Source organism: Allobosea sp. Root483D1, assembly GCF_001429505.1.
GTDB lineage: Bacteria > Pseudomonadota > Alphaproteobacteria > Rhizobiales > Beijerinckiaceae > Allobosea.
Window position 1 is genome coordinate 67,731 of sequence record NZ_LMJW01000001.1, and the last position, 15,373, is coordinate 83,103.

Annotated in this window: 14 protein-coding genes; 7 read left to right on the top strand and 7 right to left on the bottom strand. The window is 66.6% G+C overall.

The genetic code is table 11. The features are described 5' to 3' along the window. The first annotated feature begins 5 nt into the window (after nucleotides 1–5). Nucleotides 6–1,025 (top strand): peptidoglycan -binding protein, encoded by a 1,020-nt coding sequence (locus tag ASE66_RS00330; protein WP_057187590.1) that lies wholly within the window; start codon nucleotides 6–8, stop codon nucleotides 1,023–1,025. 18 nt (nucleotides 1,026–1,043) lie between these two features. Here the strand turns inward: ASE66_RS00330 and ASE66_RS00335 are convergent, their stop codons facing one another. Then, nucleotides 1,044–1,436 (bottom strand): VOC family protein, encoded by a 393-nt coding sequence (locus ASE66_RS00335; RefSeq protein ID WP_274532914.1) that lies wholly within the window; start codon nucleotides 1,434–1,436, stop codon nucleotides 1,044–1,046. After that, nucleotides 1,396–1,740, bottom strand: a complete 345-nt coding sequence (locus tag ASE66_RS00340) for an ArsR/SmtB family transcription factor (RefSeq protein WP_057187591.1) — start codon at nucleotides 1,738–1,740, stop codon at nucleotides 1,396–1,398. The genes ASE66_RS00335 and ASE66_RS00340 overlap by 41 nt, the downstream gene beginning before the upstream one ends. Nucleotides 1,741–1,885: 145 nt before the next feature. Between ASE66_RS00340 and ASE66_RS00345 the strand changes: the two genes are divergently transcribed. The 4 genes from ASE66_RS00345 to ASE66_RS00360 all read left to right on the top strand — a co-directional run bounded on the left by ASE66_RS00345 (nucleotide 1,886) and on the right by ASE66_RS00360 (nucleotide 5,590). Next, nucleotides 1,886–2,416: a dihydrofolate reductase family protein gene (locus ASE66_RS00345; RefSeq protein ID WP_057187592.1), complete on the top strand. Its 531-nt coding sequence runs from the start codon at nucleotides 1,886–1,888 to the stop codon at nucleotides 2,414–2,416. A 173-nt stretch (nucleotides 2,417–2,589) separates the two neighbouring features. After that, nucleotides 2,590–3,333 carry a glucosamine-6-phosphate deaminase gene (locus ASE66_RS00350; protein WP_057187593.1) on the top strand — a complete coding sequence of 248 codons (744 nt, stop codon included), beginning with the start codon at nucleotides 2,590–2,592 and terminating at the stop codon, nucleotides 3,331–3,333. Between the two features lie 7 nt (nucleotides 3,334–3,340). Then, a complete protein-coding gene (locus ASE66_RS00355) occupies nucleotides 3,341–4,363 on the top strand; it encodes an N-acetylglucosamine-6-phosphate deacetylase (protein WP_057187594.1) in 1,023 nt (340 codons plus the stop codon). 36 nt (nucleotides 4,364–4,399) lie between these two features. Next, complete coding sequence (locus tag ASE66_RS00360; protein WP_057187595.1) at nucleotides 4,400–5,590, top strand: ABC transporter substrate-binding protein; 1,191 nt, start codon at nucleotides 4,400–4,402, stop codon at nucleotides 5,588–5,590. A gap of 91 nt (nucleotides 5,591–5,681) precedes the next feature. Here ASE66_RS00360 and ASE66_RS00365 read toward each other — a convergent pair whose 3' ends face one another. The 3 genes from ASE66_RS00365 to ASE66_RS00375 all read right to left on the bottom strand — a co-directional run bounded on the left by ASE66_RS00365 (nucleotide 5,682) and on the right by ASE66_RS00375 (nucleotide 10,043). Further along, the gene (locus tag ASE66_RS00365) at nucleotides 5,682–7,049 is read right to left on the bottom strand and encodes a dicarboxylate/amino acid:cation symporter (RefSeq protein WP_057187596.1); all 1,368 of its coding nucleotides are present in this window, start codon (nucleotides 7,047–7,049) and stop codon (nucleotides 5,682–5,684) included. Between the two features lie 188 nt (nucleotides 7,050–7,237). Further along, nucleotides 7,238–9,016: an SLC13 family permease gene (locus ASE66_RS00370; RefSeq protein ID WP_057188617.1), complete on the bottom strand. Its 1,779-nt coding sequence runs from the start codon at nucleotides 9,014–9,016 to the stop codon at nucleotides 7,238–7,240. A 37-nt stretch (nucleotides 9,017–9,053) separates the two neighbouring features. After that, nucleotides 9,054–10,043 carry a magnesium transporter CorA family protein gene (locus tag ASE66_RS00375; protein ID WP_057187597.1) on the bottom strand — a complete coding sequence of 330 codons (990 nt, stop codon included), beginning with the start codon at nucleotides 10,041–10,043 and terminating at the stop codon, nucleotides 9,054–9,056. A gap of 221 nt (nucleotides 10,044–10,264) precedes the next feature. Between ASE66_RS00375 and ASE66_RS00380 the strand changes: the two genes are divergently transcribed. After that, nucleotides 10,265–12,763 (top strand): methyl-accepting chemotaxis protein, encoded by a 2,499-nt coding sequence (locus tag ASE66_RS00380; RefSeq protein WP_057187598.1) that lies wholly within the window; start codon nucleotides 10,265–10,267, stop codon nucleotides 12,761–12,763. 13 nt (nucleotides 12,764–12,776) lie between these two features. Here the strand turns inward: ASE66_RS00380 and ASE66_RS00385 are convergent, their stop codons facing one another. Both ASE66_RS00385 and ASE66_RS00390 read right to left on the bottom strand, forming a co-directional pair. Continuing rightward, nucleotides 12,777–13,637: an SDR family oxidoreductase gene (locus ASE66_RS00385; RefSeq protein WP_057187599.1), complete on the bottom strand. Its 861-nt coding sequence runs from the start codon at nucleotides 13,635–13,637 to the stop codon at nucleotides 12,777–12,779. 14 nt (nucleotides 13,638–13,651) lie between these two features. Next, nucleotides 13,652–14,509, bottom strand: a complete 858-nt coding sequence (locus ASE66_RS00390) for an SDR family NAD(P)-dependent oxidoreductase (RefSeq protein WP_057187600.1) — start codon at nucleotides 14,507–14,509, stop codon at nucleotides 13,652–13,654. 68 nt (nucleotides 14,510–14,577) lie between these two features. On the opposite strand from ASE66_RS00390, the gene ASE66_RS00395 reads away from it, so the two are divergent. Continuing rightward, entirely contained in the window at nucleotides 14,578–15,369 is a 792-nt protein-coding gene (locus ASE66_RS00395) for a class I SAM-dependent methyltransferase (RefSeq protein WP_057187601.1), read from the top strand. The last annotated feature ends 4 nt before the right edge of the window (nucleotides 15,370–15,373 follow it).

Sequence of the window (15,373 nt, forward strand, 5' to 3'; positions counted from 1 at the left end):
TGAGCATGGCCCTGTCGCGCGCGCATCGCCGGGAAGAGGTCAATTTCTGGCCGGGCTTCGTCGATGCGCTCTCGACGATGCTGATCGGCATCGTCTTCCTGCTGTCGGTCTTCGTCCTCGGCCAGTTCTTCCTGTCGCAGGAGATCAGTGGCAGGGACACGGTGCTTGACCGGCTGAACCGCCAGCTTTCCGAGCTCACCGACCTGCTCGCGCTCGAACGGTCGACCGGCAAGGAAGCGAAGGACTCGCTCGCTTTGCTGCAGTCCTCCCTCGCCAGCGAGCAGGCCGAGCGCAGCCGGGTCCAGGGGTTGCTCGACGGTGCCGTCAACAACAATGCCTCGGCCCAGCTCGCCGATACGCAGAAGGCGCTCGACGCCGAAAAACAGCTTTCGACCAAGGCGCAGGCGACCGTCGAGATGGTCAACCAGCAGATCGTTGCCATGCGCCGCCAGCTTGCGGCGCTGGAGGAGGCGATCGGCGCGGCCGAGGCCAAGGACAAGGAATCGCAGACGCGCATTTCCGAGCTCGGCTCGCGCCTCAACGTCGCGCTGGCACAGCGCGTGCAGGAGCTGGCGCGCTACCGCTCCGACTTCTTCGGACGCCTGCGCCAGGTGCTCGGCACCCGCCCCGACATCCGCGTCGTCGGCGACCGCTTCGTCTTCCAGTCCGAGGTGTTCTTCGATGCCGGCCAGGCCGTGCTGAAGCCGGAAGGCCGCGGCGAGCTCGACAAGCTCGGCGGCATCATCGCCGATCTCGGCCGCGAGATGCCGCCTGACCTGCCCTGGATCCTGCGCGTCGACGGCCACACCGACAACCGGCCGATCCGCTCGCCGCAATTCCCCTCGAACTGGAGCCTGTCGACCGCGCGCGCCGTCGCCGTGGTCGAATACCTGGTCAGCAAGGGTATTCCCGCCGACCGCATCGCCGCGACCGGCTTCGGCGAGTTCCAGCCGCTCGATGTCGCCAACAACGACGAGGCCTGGCGCCGCAACCGCAGGATCGAGTTCAAGATCACCGAGCGGTGACGGAGCCGAAACGCTGCCTCAATGCCGCTGGGCGATCTGGATCAGGTTGCCGCAGGTGTCGTCGAAGACCGCGGTCGTGACCGGGCCGAGATGGACCGGCGGTTGGGTGAAGGCGACGCCGAGCGCCGATAGCCGCGCATGCTCGGCATGGACGTCCTCGACCCCGAAGGAGGTCGCCGGGATGCCGTCGGCGACGAGTGCGCTCTTCAATGGCTTCGCGGCGGGATGCTCGTCCGGCTCGAGCAGGAGCTCGACGCCGTCGGGATCGCCCGGCGAGGTCAGGGTCAGCCAGCGATGCTGGCCCATCGGGATGTCGTGCTTGAGCTCGAAGCCGAGAATGTCGCGGTAGAAGCGCAGTGCCTTCTCCTGGTCATCGACCAGCACGCTCGTCACGACGATCTTGATCGGCATCGTTTGTCTCCTTCTCCGGCGGCTCGGCCAGCGGCCGCATCCACACATCCCACATCTGCCGCAGCGGCGAGCGCTCGAGGAAATGATGCTTGCTGCGCCAGCGCCATTCAGTACGGAGCAGCCCCGCATCCTCCAGTACCTGCAGATGCTTCGACAGCGCCTGCCGCGAGAGGCTCACGCCGTGCCAGCTGATCAGGCGGACATGCAATTCGAACAGCGTCTGCCCGTCCCGCTCCGTCAGCTCGTCCAGCATGCGGCGCCGCGTCGGATCGGCCAGCGCCCGGAAGAGGCGATCGAAGTCCATAAGCCGTTGCTAGCACGCAGGCTCTCATCATGCAATTATCTGGTTGCATGATGAGAGCATGGCGTCACCGGCCGGCGGACCTTGCCTCCTGTCACGTTCGGGGGGCGTTGGAGCTATCCTCAAGCTGCATTGGAGATTTTGCAGCATGGCGAAACTCGTCTTCGGAATGAACCTATCACTGGACGGCTATGTCGACCTCCAGGCATCCGCGCCTGATGCCGCGCTCTTCTGTCACTGGACCGAGCATGTGCGCGATCTGGCCGGCAGCGTGTACGGCCGCCGCATGTATGAGACCATGCGCTATTGGGACGAAGACCGCCCCGAATGGACGAAGGAGCAGCGCGAATTCGCTGCGGCCTGGCGGCATCAGCCGAAATGGGTGGCGTCGCGCTCGTTGAAGTCGGTCGGACCGAACGCCACGCTCGTTGCCGATGGTGTCGAGGCCGTGGTCCGTGAACTGAAAGCCCGGCTCGTTGGCGAGATCGCCGTTTCAGGGCCGGAGCTGGCGCAAAGCCTGACCGACATTGGTCTCATCGACGAGTATCGGCTCTACCTCCACCCCATCGTGCTCGGACGCGGCATGCCGTTCTTCGCCGGCCCACGCCCGCCGCTCCGCCTCGTCGCCGACGATCGGATTGGCGGAGACGTGATCAGGTTGACCTACGTTCCCGCCTGATCGCGCAACTCCCTCGATAGGTCCGGGAGGCAGCGAAACCTCTACGAGCAAACCCCTGCGAAAAGCAGCGGCGTGCCATGCCACTTCAACAGGTGCGCTGCCGCCCGCTCGTGCTAGGCTGACATCTGGTATGGTAGTATACCAACGCCGCAGCCGAGCCCGGCAGGAGCAGCATGATCGATATCCGCATCACCCCTGACAAGAACGAGCTCGGCCGGCAAGCCGCGGCGCTCGGAGCCGAGACGATCCGTGCTGCGATCGCCCGCCATGGCGAGGCGACGATCATCGTCGCCACCGGCGCGAGCCAGTTCGAAATGCTGCAGAACCTCGTCGTCGCCGAGGGCATCGACTGGTCGAAGGTCACCGCCTTCCATCTCGACGAATATGTCGGCCTGCCCGAGAGCCATCCGGCGAGCTTCCGTGGCTATCTCAGGGAGCGCTTCCTCGCCCCGCTCGCAGTCAAGCCGGCCTTCAACTTCGTCAATGGCGAGGGGGGCCCCGCCGCCGAAACGAAACGCCTCAATGGCCTGATCGCTGGCCGGCGCGTCGATCTCTGCTTCGCCGGCTTCGGCGAGAACTGCCATCTCGCCTTCAACGATCCGCCGGCCGATTTCGACACCAACGAGCCCTATATCGTCGTCACCCTCGACGAGGCCTGCCGGAACCAGCAATTCGGCGAGGGCTGGTTCGAGAGCTTTGCCGCGGTGCCGGAGCAGGCGATCTCGATGAGCATCCGCCAGATCCTGAAGAGCGAGTTGATCATCCTGTCGGTGCCGGACGCCCGCAAGGCGCAAGCGGTGAAGGATGCGCTCGAAGGCGAGATCACGCCGCTGCATCCGGCCTCGATCCTGCAGCGCCACCCCAATACGGTTCTGTTCCTCGATCCGCCGGCCGCCTCGCTGCTGAAGAAGGGCTGAGGCGAAGATGCCCGTCTCGCCCGGCCTCGTCGATCTCCAGATCAACGGCTTCGCCGGCGTCGACTTCAACGACCCGGCGATCACGGCGGCCGATCTCGACCGGGCGCTGGAGGCGATGCTCAAGACCGGCGTCACGCACTGCCTGCCGACGATCATCACCGCCCACCCGCATGAATTGATCGAGCGCTTCGGCGCGCTCGACAAAGCCGTGGCCGGTAGCAGGCTCGGGCCGCTGATGTGCCCGGGCTATCATCTCGAAGGCCCGTTCCTGAACCCGGCTCCGGGCTATCATGGCTGCCATCCACCGCAGGCGATGACGGCGGCGCGGCCGGAGCTGATCGCGGAGGCCGAACGCGGCCTGTCGCGGCCGATCCTGATGGTGACGCTCGCCGCCGAGCGCGAGGGCGCCGTCGCGTTGACGAGGACATTGGCCGAAGCCGGCAAGATCGTCGCCATCGGTCATTCGGCCGCCGATTTCGATCAGGTCTCGGCAGCAGCCGATGCGGGCTTGTCGCTCTCGACCCATCTCGGCAACGGCCTGCCGCAGACGCTGCACAAGCTCGCCAATCCGCTCTTCGCCCAGCTCGCGGAGGACCGGCTGATGGCCGGCTTCATCGCCGATGGCATCCATATCCACCCTAGGGCGCTCGCCGCGCTGATCCGGGCCAAGGGCTTCGAGCGCTCGATCCTGGTCACCGATGCGGTGGTGGCCGCCGCCGCGCCGGTTGGCCGCTACCATTTTGCCGGCATGGCCGTCGATCGCATGCCTGACGGTTCGGTGCGGCAGGGCGAAGGTCTGCTCGCCGGCTCGGCGCTCTGCCTCGACGAGTCCATCAGGAATGTCGTCGCCTGGGGCATCGCGACGCCGCAGCAGGCGTTCGCCATGGCATCCGGCCACGCGCTCGCCGCGATCCGGCCAGCCCTGAAGGCTTACGGCATCGCGCTTGCGGAGGGCGAGGTCGAGTGGTCGGATGATCTTTTCGTCCGGCGGGTTCGCCTCGCCGGTCAGGAACGCCGTTACGACGCATGACCGCCGGCTGACCGGCGGCATAATAAGGGGAAGGCAATGACCAAGCATCTCAAGGGCATCGACCGCCGCACCGTGCTCGGCGGCTTAGGGGCGCTCGCCGCCGGCGGGCCGGCGCTCGCCGCCTCGCCGCCGCTGCCGACCAGTCCCGTCGTGATCAGCGTCATGGATGTCGGTGGCGCGCTCGCCTTGATGCAGAGGGCGTTCGAGGATTACCGCACCGCCAATCCCAAGCTGGTCTCGCGCATCGCCTTCGTGAAGGCCCCTGCCCCCGAACTCGCCAGCAAGCTCAAGGCGCAGCAGGATGCCGGCAAGGTCGATCTCGACCTGATCCTGACCGGCAGCGACGGTCTCGCCGCAGGCCTCGACCAGAAGCTCTGGCAGAAAATCTTGCCCGACTTCGCCGACAAATTCCCGAACATCGAGGCGAATTACGAGCCGGCGGCGCTCAACCTGCACAAGGTCCAGGGCGACGGCTTCGGCGTCGTCGTCAACTACTACCCGTCCGGCCCGCTGCTCGAATACATGCCCGACCGGGTCAAGAGCCCGCCGACCACGGCCGAGGAATTGCTCGCCTGGGCCAAGGCCAATCCGAACAAGTTCATGTATGCCCGCCCGACCAATTCCGGCCCGGGCCGCACCTTCATGATGGGCCTGCCCTACATCCTCGGCGACAAGGACCCGCAGGACCCGGTCGGCGGCTGGGACAAGACCTGGGCCTATCTGCAGGAACTCGGCCAGTACATCGAGTACTACCCGGCCGGCACCGGCGCGACGATGAAGGAGTTCGGCGACGGCTCGCGCGACATCATCATCTCGACCACCGGCTGGGACATCAATCCGCGGGCGCTCGGCATCGTCCCGAAGGAAGCCAAGATCCAGACGCTGAAGGGCTTCCACTGGGTCTCGGACGCGTTCTTCATGTGCGTGCCCAAGGGCCTGCCCAATGACCGTCTCGCCGTGGTGCTCGACATCATGGCGCATGTGCTGACGCCGAAGATGCAGGCTTATTCCTATGACGAGGGCTATCTCTATCCGGGTCCGGCGGTGAAGAACGTGCCGCTCTCGCTGGCTCCGGAGGCGAGCCAGAAGGTGATCGCCGAGTTCGGCCGACCGGAATATGCCGACCTCATCGCCAACAACCCGATCGAGCTGCCGCTGAAGCCCGACAAGATGGTCGTCGCGTTCAGGAAGTGGGACGAGTTGGTCGGCGCCAAGCGGGCGAAGTGATCTCGCGCCTATAGAGAACACATGATCCGATCAGATTGCCGCGCAATCTGATCGGATCATGCTCGTGCATCAGAACCGACGCACGCCCGCCTCAGGCGGTTTGCGCGCCGGCGTCGATCGCCTCGATGTCGCCGGCGCGGTCGTATTGCGCCTGATCGAGAATACCTTGCCGCTTGGCGACGATGGTCGGCACCAGGGCCTGGCCGGCGACGTTCACGGCGGTGCGGCCCATGTCGAGGATCGGGTCGATGGCGAGCAGCAGGCCGACGCCGGCGAGTGGCAGGCCGAGCGTCGACAAGGTCAGCGTCAGCATCACCGTCGCGCCTGTGAGTCCCGCGGTCGCGGCCGAGCCGATCACCGAGACGAAGGCGATCAGCACATATTCCTGCAGGCCGAGCGGGACGCCGTAGAACTGCGCCACGAAGATCGCCGAGATCGCCGGATAGATTGCGGCGCAGCCATCCATCTTGGTGGTCGCGCCGAGCGGCACGGCGAAGGCGGCGTATTCCCGGGGGACGCCGAGGCTCTTCTCGGTCACGGCCTCGGTCACCGGCAAGGTGCCGACCGAGGAGCGCGAGACGAAGGCGAGCTGGATCGCCGGCCAGGCGCCGGCGAAGAAGCGCAGCGGCGAAAGCCCGTGCAGGATGAGCAGCGCCGGGTAGACGATCAGCAACACGATGGCGAGGCCGAGATAGATCGCGAAGGCGTACCAGGAGAGCTGCTGCAGGGTCTGCCAGCCATATTGCGTCACCGCGTTGCCGAGCAGGCCGATGGTGCCGATCGGCGTCAGCCGGATCACCCACCACAGGATCTTGCGGACGATCGCCAGCAGCGACTCGTTGAAGGCGAGGAAGCTGTTGGCGCGCTCGCCGACCTTCAGCGCCGCAACGCCGATGACGATCGAGATGACGAGGAGCTGCAGCACGTTGAAGCCGAGCCGCGTGGTCGCCGCCCCGCCGTCGATCCGGGTCGACGCCTGCAGGCCGAGCATGTTGGCGGGAACCAGGCCCTTGAGGAAGTCGAGCCAGGAGCCGACCGAGCCGGGCGCCTTGGCGCTGGCGGCGATCGCGCCTGAATTGATGCCGGGCTGGATGACGAGACCGAGCGCGATGCCGATCAGCACGGCGATGAAGGCGGTGAGCGCGAACCAGAGCAGCGTCTGCCAGACCAAAGCGGCCGCATTGGAGAGCTGCCGGAGGTTGCTGATCGAGGCGACGATCGCCGTGAAGATCAGCGGCGGCACCAGCGCCTGCAACAGCTGTACGAAGATCGAGCCGGTCGTCTGGAGCGCGACAGTCAGCCCGTTCGGCTGCCCGGCCGCATCCGGCCCGATATTGCGCGCGATCCAGCCGAGCACGAGCCCGACGACCATCGCCGCCAGAACCTGGAAGCCGAAATTGGCGTAAAACGGCTTGGTGCCGGCGGCCGCCGCGCCGGCTCGGGATGTCACTGTGGTCATGATAGGAACTCGTCGATCGCCGCCACGCGGCTGAATATGTCTGCCGCTTATATAAGCGCCACGGGAACTTGCCGGAAGCCAAGCACATCCATTTTGCGCCATCCCGACAGCAAGGATGTTCTAAACGGAACCGCTCTGAGGAGAATTATTTTCTCCAAACCGGATTGGGCATCCGCATATGCCTCCGTTCAGCGCAGCGGCCAGACCCAGAGGATCAACGGCACCGCGAGCAGGATCACCAGCAGCGACAATGGCGCGCCGAGCCTGGAATAGTCGCCGAAGCGATAGCCGCCCGGCCCCATCACCAGCGTGTTGCACTGGTGGCCGATCGGGGTGAGGAAGTCGCAGGCCGCGCCGATCGCCACCGCCATCAGGAAGGCGTCGGGATTGTAGCCGAGCGTCTTGGCGAAACCGGCGCCGATCGGCGCCATCACCAGCACGGTCGCGGCATTGTTGAGGAAGGGCGTCACCGCCATGGCGGCGACGAGCATCAGCCCGACCGCGCCCCAGCCCGGCAGGCCGGAGCCGATCTGCGCCAGAAGTCCGGCGAAGACATCGGTCGCGCCGGTGACCCGCAGGCTGTCGCTGACCGGGATCAGTGCCGCCAGCATGATCAGGATCGGCGCCTCGACCGAATCATAGGCATCGCGCAGCGTCAGCGCGCGCGTCACCAGCAGGAGCACCGCAGCGGCGAAGAAGGCGATCGCCACCGGCAGCAGGCCGAGTGCGACGACGATCACCGTCGCGGCGACGATCGTCCCTGTGACGAGGCGGCGACGCGTGCTGCCGAGCTGAAGGCTGCGCGCCGCCAAGGGCAGCAGGCCGAGCTCGCGCAGGCGCTCGGGCAGCAGATCCTCGTCGCCCTGCAGCAGCACGACGTCACCGGCGCGCAGGCGGATGTCGCGCAGGCGCTCGGTGATGCGCTCGCCGGCTCGGCTGATGCCGAGCAGGTTGATGTGGAAGCGGGCATGCAGGTCGATCTCGGCGGCGCTGAGGCCTTCGAGCAGCGAGCCCTGCGTGACGATCGCCTCGCCGGTGCGGGCCGGGTCGAGCGAGCCCTCGCGCTGCGTGGACCGGTGCTGGCCGACAAGCTCGAGCTCGCCCGCCGCAATGACGCGCTCCAGCGCCTTGGGCTCGCCGCGCAGGAGCAGGATGTCGCCAGTGTGCAGGCTGGCATCGGGCAGCGGCGCACGGCGGCGCTCGCCATCGCGCAGGATCGCCACGACCTCGACCTCGCCATCGCCCGGCTTCCGGAGGTCGGCGACGGTCTTGCCGGCGAGCGGCCCCTTCTCGGGAAGGCGCGCCTCGGTCACGTAATCCTTGATGTCTACAGCCTGATCGAGCGAGCGCGAGCCCTGGCGATCCTTCGGCAACAGACGGTAGGCGACGCTCAGGAAAGCGCAGCCGATGACCGCAATGCCGATACCGACCGGGGTGAAGTCGAACATCGCGAAAGGCTCGCCACCGAGTTCCTGCCGCACGCGCGAGACGATGACGTTGGGCGAAGTGCCGACCAGGGTGACGATACCGCCGAGCAGCGAGGCGAAGGCCATCGGCATCAGGAAGATCGAGGGCGACTTCCCGTCCTTGCGGGCGAGCTGGTAGGCGATCGGCAGCATCATGGCGAGCGCGCCGATGTTCTTGATGATCGCCGACATGCCGGCTACGACGAAGACGAGCACAGCGACCTGCGCCTGCGTCGAGCGCAGCGCCGGCGCGATGCGCGCCAGCGCCGTTTCGACGAGGCCCGAGCGTGCCACGGCGGCGCTGACGATCAGGGCGCTGGCGACGATAATGACGATGTCGTCAGAGAAGCCCTTGAAGGCCTCCTTGGCCGGGACGACGCCGATCGCGACACCCGCGAGCAGGGCCAGAAGTGCGACGACGTCATAGCGCAGCTTGCCCCAGACGAAGGCCACCATCATCGCGGCGACCAGGGAGCAGGACAGAATCTGCGGCAGTGTCATCATGCGCCTTTACGTAAGGCGCGAGGCGCCGGCCAGGTCAGAGCCACTTCTTCCAGCGGAAGAACAGGTAGGGCAGGATCGCCGCGACCACCATGATGCCGAGCGACATCGGATAGCCGAGCTCCCACTTCAACTCCGGCATCTTCTCGAAGTTCATGCCGTAGATCGAGGCGACGAGCGTGGGCGGCATGAAGACCACGGCGACGACCGAGAACAGCTTGATGATCTTGTTCTGCTCGATGCTGACCAGGCCGAGCGTCGCGTTCAGCATGAACTGCAGCTTGTTCGACAGGAAGGTGGCGTGCTCCTCGATCGCCTGGACGTCGCGGATCGCGGCCCGCCATTCCGGGGTGAAGCCACTCGCCGCCTTCTTGGTGCGCTTGAAGTTGGCGGATAGGTAGAGCAGCACGCGCTCGACCGAGACCATGCTCTCGCGCACATTCGAGATGATGTGCTCGTACTGGCCGATCTTGCGCACCACCGCCTGATAGACACGGCCCTGCTCGACGGTGGCGCTGTTGCCATCGAAGATCTGGCGCGAACGCATGTCGATTCGGTCGCCGACGCCACGCAGCACCTCGGCAGCCCGGTCGACGATCGCCTCGATCAAGCCCTCGATCACACCGGCCGGTTCCAGCTCGCAACCGCCTGGCTTGGTGACGCGGTTCATGAAGATATTGAAGGCGCCGGGCTCGTCATAACGCACCGTGACCAGCGCCTTCTCGGTCAGGATGAAGGTGACGTCGGCGAGCCGGGGGACATTGGTGTCCGACTGGCAGATGACGCGCAGCGTCATGTAATGCGCGCCGTCCTCGGCATAGATCGTCTCGGAAGGCTCGAGATCGTGCATCTCCTCCCGCGTCGGGATCGAGATCCCCAGATGCTGCTCGACCTTGGCGTCTTCGGCCGGCGTCGGGTTGAGCAGGTCGATCCAGATCGCGCCGGGCGGAATCTCCTCCTCGACGGCAAGGGTCCGATGCGCGAGCTTGTCGCCATGCGTCTGGCAGATACCGTGGATCAGGAGCATGGCCGGTCATCCGGAATCAGGCGCAGCGGGGCGCGGATTTGCACTGCACCAACTCCAAACGTCCGGCAGTGTCAAACCGATGACGGGTCCCGGGCGATGGCCGATCCCGACGCGCTATTCACGTGCCCCGGCAAGCGGATCCAGAGCGCGGCGGCGTGGTTAGCATAAAATAAATGGCGGGATGAGACACAGAACGGATCAGTCGCCCCTCCGGATTTGCCATGCTCAACGCCGCGAAGAACCTCAGCATCAAGACCATGCTCCTGACCGTCCTCGGTCTTGCCAGCGCGGCGATCGTAACGCTCTCGACGCAATCGCTCTGGCAGGCCTGGACGCGCTACAACACGGCCGTCGAGGTTTCGGTTCTCGCCGATCTGAACAAGGCTTATTTCGCCGCGCTGCAGAACCTCCGTTACGAACGTGGCAACGGCGCGAGCGCCATGACCATGCCCACCGACAAGAACGGCGGGATGATCGAGGACGTGCTGACGCGGCGCAAGCGTTTGGACGATGCGATCGCCACGGCGCAGGCGATCGTCCGGAAGAACGGCTACAGCGTTGCGACAACCGTTTCGACCGAGATCGACAGCCATGTCGCGGCGCTGAAGCCCTTGCGGGCGAAGGTCGACGGCAACTGGAAGCTGCCGCTGGAGTCGCGTGAGAAGGAACTCGTCGGGACCAGCATGGCCCAGACCGGCAAGTTCCTGACAGCGCTCGAAAGCGCCTCGGCGACACTCGAAGAACGCATCCTCGTCCTCGATGCCAACTTCGCGAACCTTACCACCATCCGCGCGATGGCCTGGGCGGCACGCTCGCTCAGCGGATCTTCGACGATCGTGCTCAACAACGCTGTCGCCCAGGACCGGCCGCTCGATGCCAAGGAGAGCAATGCCGTCATCGTCAACGATGCGCGCATGGAATTCGCCTGGGGCGTGGTGAAGCAGCTCATCGGCCAGGCGAGCACCCCGCAGGCGCTGAAGGATGCGCTCGCGACGGCCGAGAACACCTATTTCGGCGGTACCTTCAAGGCGACGCGGGCCGACCTGGTCGCCAATGCGACGGGCGGCCGCAAGCCCGCGATCAATCCGGACCAATGGCGTGACCAGATCGTCGCCGCCTCCGAAACCGTCGGCGCCGTGGCGAGCCGCGCCATCGATGTCGTATCGGATGCCGCGGACGCGAAGGCAGCCGCAGCGATGCGCTCGCTCGTGATGTACGGCCTCGTCCTCCTGGCCGCGCTCGCGCTGGCGCTCGTCGGGCTCTGGCTGGTGCAGCGCCGCGTGACGCGCCCGATCACCGCGCTGACCGCCTCGATGACGCAGCTGGCAGAGGGCGACTTCACCGCCGAGGTCATGGATACTGGCAGGAACGACGAAATCGGTGGGATGGCGGCCGCCGTCCGGGTGTTCAAGGAGAACGGGCTGCGCGTGCAGGCCCTGGAGGCGCAGGAGCGCGTCGCTGCGGCCGAACGCGCTGCGCGGACGGAATCGATGATCGCCGTGGTCAACGATGTCGGGACGGTCGTCGCCGCAGCGGCGGCGGGCGATTTCAGCGCGCGGTTGCAGCTGGAGAACGCCGACGCGCAGATGCAGCAGCTGGTCAACGGGATCAACCAGATCAACGCTGTCGTCGATGGCGCGACGACGGAATTCGCCGACATCCTGGCATCCGTCTCGCAGGGCGATCTGACCCGCAGGATCGCTACCAGCTATCAGGGCCGTTTCGCCGAGCTGAAGCACTCGGTCAACGAGACGGTCGAGAGGCTCTCGGAGACGATCGGCGGCATCCAGGCGACGACCTCGCAGGTCTCGGCCTCAGCCCGTGAGATCAAGGCGGGCGCCGACGATCTCGCCAAACGGACCGAGGAGCAGGCCGCCTCGCTGGAGGAGACCGCGGCCACGACCGAGGAGCTCGCAGCCTCGGTCAAGGCGAGCGCCGGTTCCTCGAAGGTTGCGGCGTCGGCCTCCGACGAGGCCACGACCGTGGCGCAGCAGGGCGGCACGATCGTCCAGAACGCCGTCGCGGCGATGGAGCGGATCGAGGCGGCCTCGCGCAAGATCACCGACATCACCTCGGTGATCGATGGCATCGCCTTCCAGACCAATCTGCTGGCGCTGAACGCCGCGGTCGAAGCAGCCCGCGCCGGCGATGCCGGCAAGGGCTTCGCGGTGGTGGCTTCGGAGGTCCGGACACTGGCGCAACGCTCGGCCGAGGCGTCGAAGGACATCACGACCTTGATCCAGTCCTCGACCGTCGAGATCGAGGAAGGGGTCAAGCTGGTCCGCTCTGCCGGTACGGCTCTGGACAAGATCGTCTCGGCCTCCCTGCAGGTCGCCGCGACGGTGGTCGAGATTTCAGCAGCGGCGGGCGAACAGGCCAACGGCATCGAGGAGATGAGCCAGACGGTCGCCCATATGGACGAGATGACCCAGCAGAACGCCGCGCTCGCCGAGGAAAGCGCCGCTTCCGCGGCCTCGCTCGCCGACCAGATCCACAGCCTGGATCAGCTCGTCGCGGCCTTCCGCATCGCCGATGGCGGTGCGCGGTCGACCAATGAGCCGGAGCGCCTGCGCAATCTCGCCGCAGCCGCGATGTCGGAACCCCGCTCTGCCCCGCGCGCACCGGCACGAAAGGCGCAACCCGCCCCCGCAGCTCCGATGCCCGCCCGCAAGGTCGCGGGCGGGGGAGCGCGCGACAACCATAGCTGGGAGGAGTTCTGAGCCCTACTCGGGCTCAGACGCCGCCCTTCACCCCTTGCGGCGGCGCGATCTCCTCGGGCACGAAGAAGTCCGGCATCAGCGGCACCGACGGATCAACTCGGTAGGGCGTGAAGTCGGTGACGCCCTCGCCCGCCATGAAGTTGTCGTCGATCAGGAAGTTGCCCGAGAAGCTGCGCGAGGGCTTGCTGAAGACCATGTAGGCCGCATCGGCCAGCATCTCGGGCGTGCGGCTCGCCTGCACCATCTTGTCGCCGCCGAGCAGGTTCTGGACCGCGGCTGTCGCGATCGTCGTCCGCGGCCAAAGCGCGTTGACGGCGATGCCCTTCGGCGCAAGCTCGCCGGCAAGGCCGAGCACGCACATGCTCATCCCGTATTTCGCCATGGTGTAGGCCAGATGCGGGGCGAACCAACGCATCTTCATGTCGAGCGGCGGCGACAGCATCAGAATGTGCGGATTCTCCGCCTTCTCCAGATGCGGAATCGCGTATTTCGAGACCATGAAGGTGCCGCGCGTATTGATCTGGTGCATCAGATCGTAGCGCTTCATGTCGGTCATCTGGGTGTTGCTCAGCGAGATCGCGCTGGCATTGTTCACGACGATGTCGATGCCGCCGAAGGTCTGCGCGGTCTTCGCGATCGCCTCGGCGACGCTCGCCTCGTCGCGGACATCGACCATCAGCGGCAGGCACTTGCCGCCGGCAGCCTCGATCTCGGCGGCGGCGGTGTAGATCGTGCCCTCGAGCTTCGGATGCGGCTCGGCCGTCTTGGCGGCGATGGTGACATTGGCGCCGTCGCGGGCAGCCTTGATGGCGATGGCGAGCCCGATGCCGCGCGATCCGCCGGTGATGAAGAGCGTCTTGCCCTTGAGCGACATGGTGTCCTCCCTCGTTAAGTCTGCAAACTGAACCGGTCCGGCTGGCTGCCGTCCGCATCAGTGAAACCGTAGGTGCGCGCCAGGTCGGCGACGTGGAGCACTTGCCCGGCATGGCGGGCAGCGTCCGGGTCGGCTGCAAGCGCGGCGACGGCGCGGCCGGCATAGAGCGGCGTCTCGGTGGTCTCGTCCGCCATGCCGGCGTCGCGCACGCGTTCGGTCAAGACATGGCCGGGCGAGAGGCCGAGCGCGGTCACGCCAAAAGGCCTGAGCTCCTGCGCCATCGCCAGCGTCAGCCGGTTCATCGCCGCCTTGGCGAGGTCGTAGAAGACATCGCCGAGATAGCCGCCGGCGGTGTCGAAGCTGACCGTGACAATCAGGCCCTGGCGCATCTGCACCATGGCCGGTGCCACCGCACGCGCCAGCAGCAATTGCGCATAGACGCCGCTCTCGAAGCTCTGGCCGAGCCGCGCGACCGGGCGGCGCCAGAACGGCGCACCGAAGGCGGAACCATCAGGATAGCGCTCGCCGTCATAGCCTTCATTGCCGCCCCAGACCGCATCGACGACGCAATCGAGCCGGCCGAAGCGGCGCAGCGACCAGGCGACGAGTTGGTCGACCTCGCGCTCATTGGTGTGGTCGCAGCGATAGGGCTCGCCACGCCCGCCGGCAGCCTCGACCTCGCGAGCGGTGTCCTCGAAGGTTTCCGAGCGCTGGTCGGTGCGCGGTCCGGCTTCGCTGGAGCGGCCGGTGACGATCACGCTCGCGCCGGCCTGGCCGAGCGCCCGGGCGATGCCGCGCCCGAGCCCGCGCGAGGCGCCGGCGACGAGGCAGACCTTACCGGCGAGCGGCTTAAGCGGGCTGTCATCGGTCATGGCGATACCGCTGGCGCAATGCGAGCGGCTCCGCTAGAAGCCCCCTCCCCCGAACGGCGAGGACGATCATGGAAGCGAGCGAAGTCGCGGCCTGCTGGGAGGCCAATGCCGAAACCTGGACCCGGCACGCGCGCGCCGGCTACGATCTCTATCGGGACGCCCAGAACACCCCGGCCTTCTTCGCGCACCTCCCCGATGTCGACGGGCTGGATGGCCTCGACATCGGCTGCGGCGAGGGCTCGAACACCCGCAAGCTCGCTGAGATCGGCGCGAGCGTCACCGCGATCGACATCGCTCCGACCTTCATCCGCCACGCGCAGGAGGCTGAAGCCGCGAACCCGCTGGGGATCACCTATCGCGTCGCCGACGGCATGGCCCTGCCCTTCGCCGATGCCTCGTTCGATTTCGCTACCGCCTTCATGTCGCTGATGGACATGCCGCACCAGGACCGCGTGCTCGCCGAAGCCAAGCGCGTGCTGAAGCCCAGCGGCTTCCTGCAGTTCTCGATCCTGCATCCCTGCTTCGCCACGCCCGGCCGCAAGGTCATGCGCGATGAGGCCGGCACTGTGCTCGGCATCGAGGTCCGCGAGTATTTCCGCGTCAGCGACGGCGAGATCGAGAGCTGGCGCTTCGGCGCCGCTCCGGCCGAGGAGAAGGCCAAGGTCGAGCCGTTCCGCGTGCCGCGCTTTCACCGCACGCTCAGCGACTGGATCAACCTCCTGGTCGCCACCGGCTTCCGGATCGAGCACATGCACGAGCCGGGCGTGGATGCGGAAACGGCCAAGGCCGTGCCCTATCTCGCCGACACCTATATCGCGCCGCTCTTCCTGCACATGCGCGTGAGGAAGCCGGTCCGATAGGCCA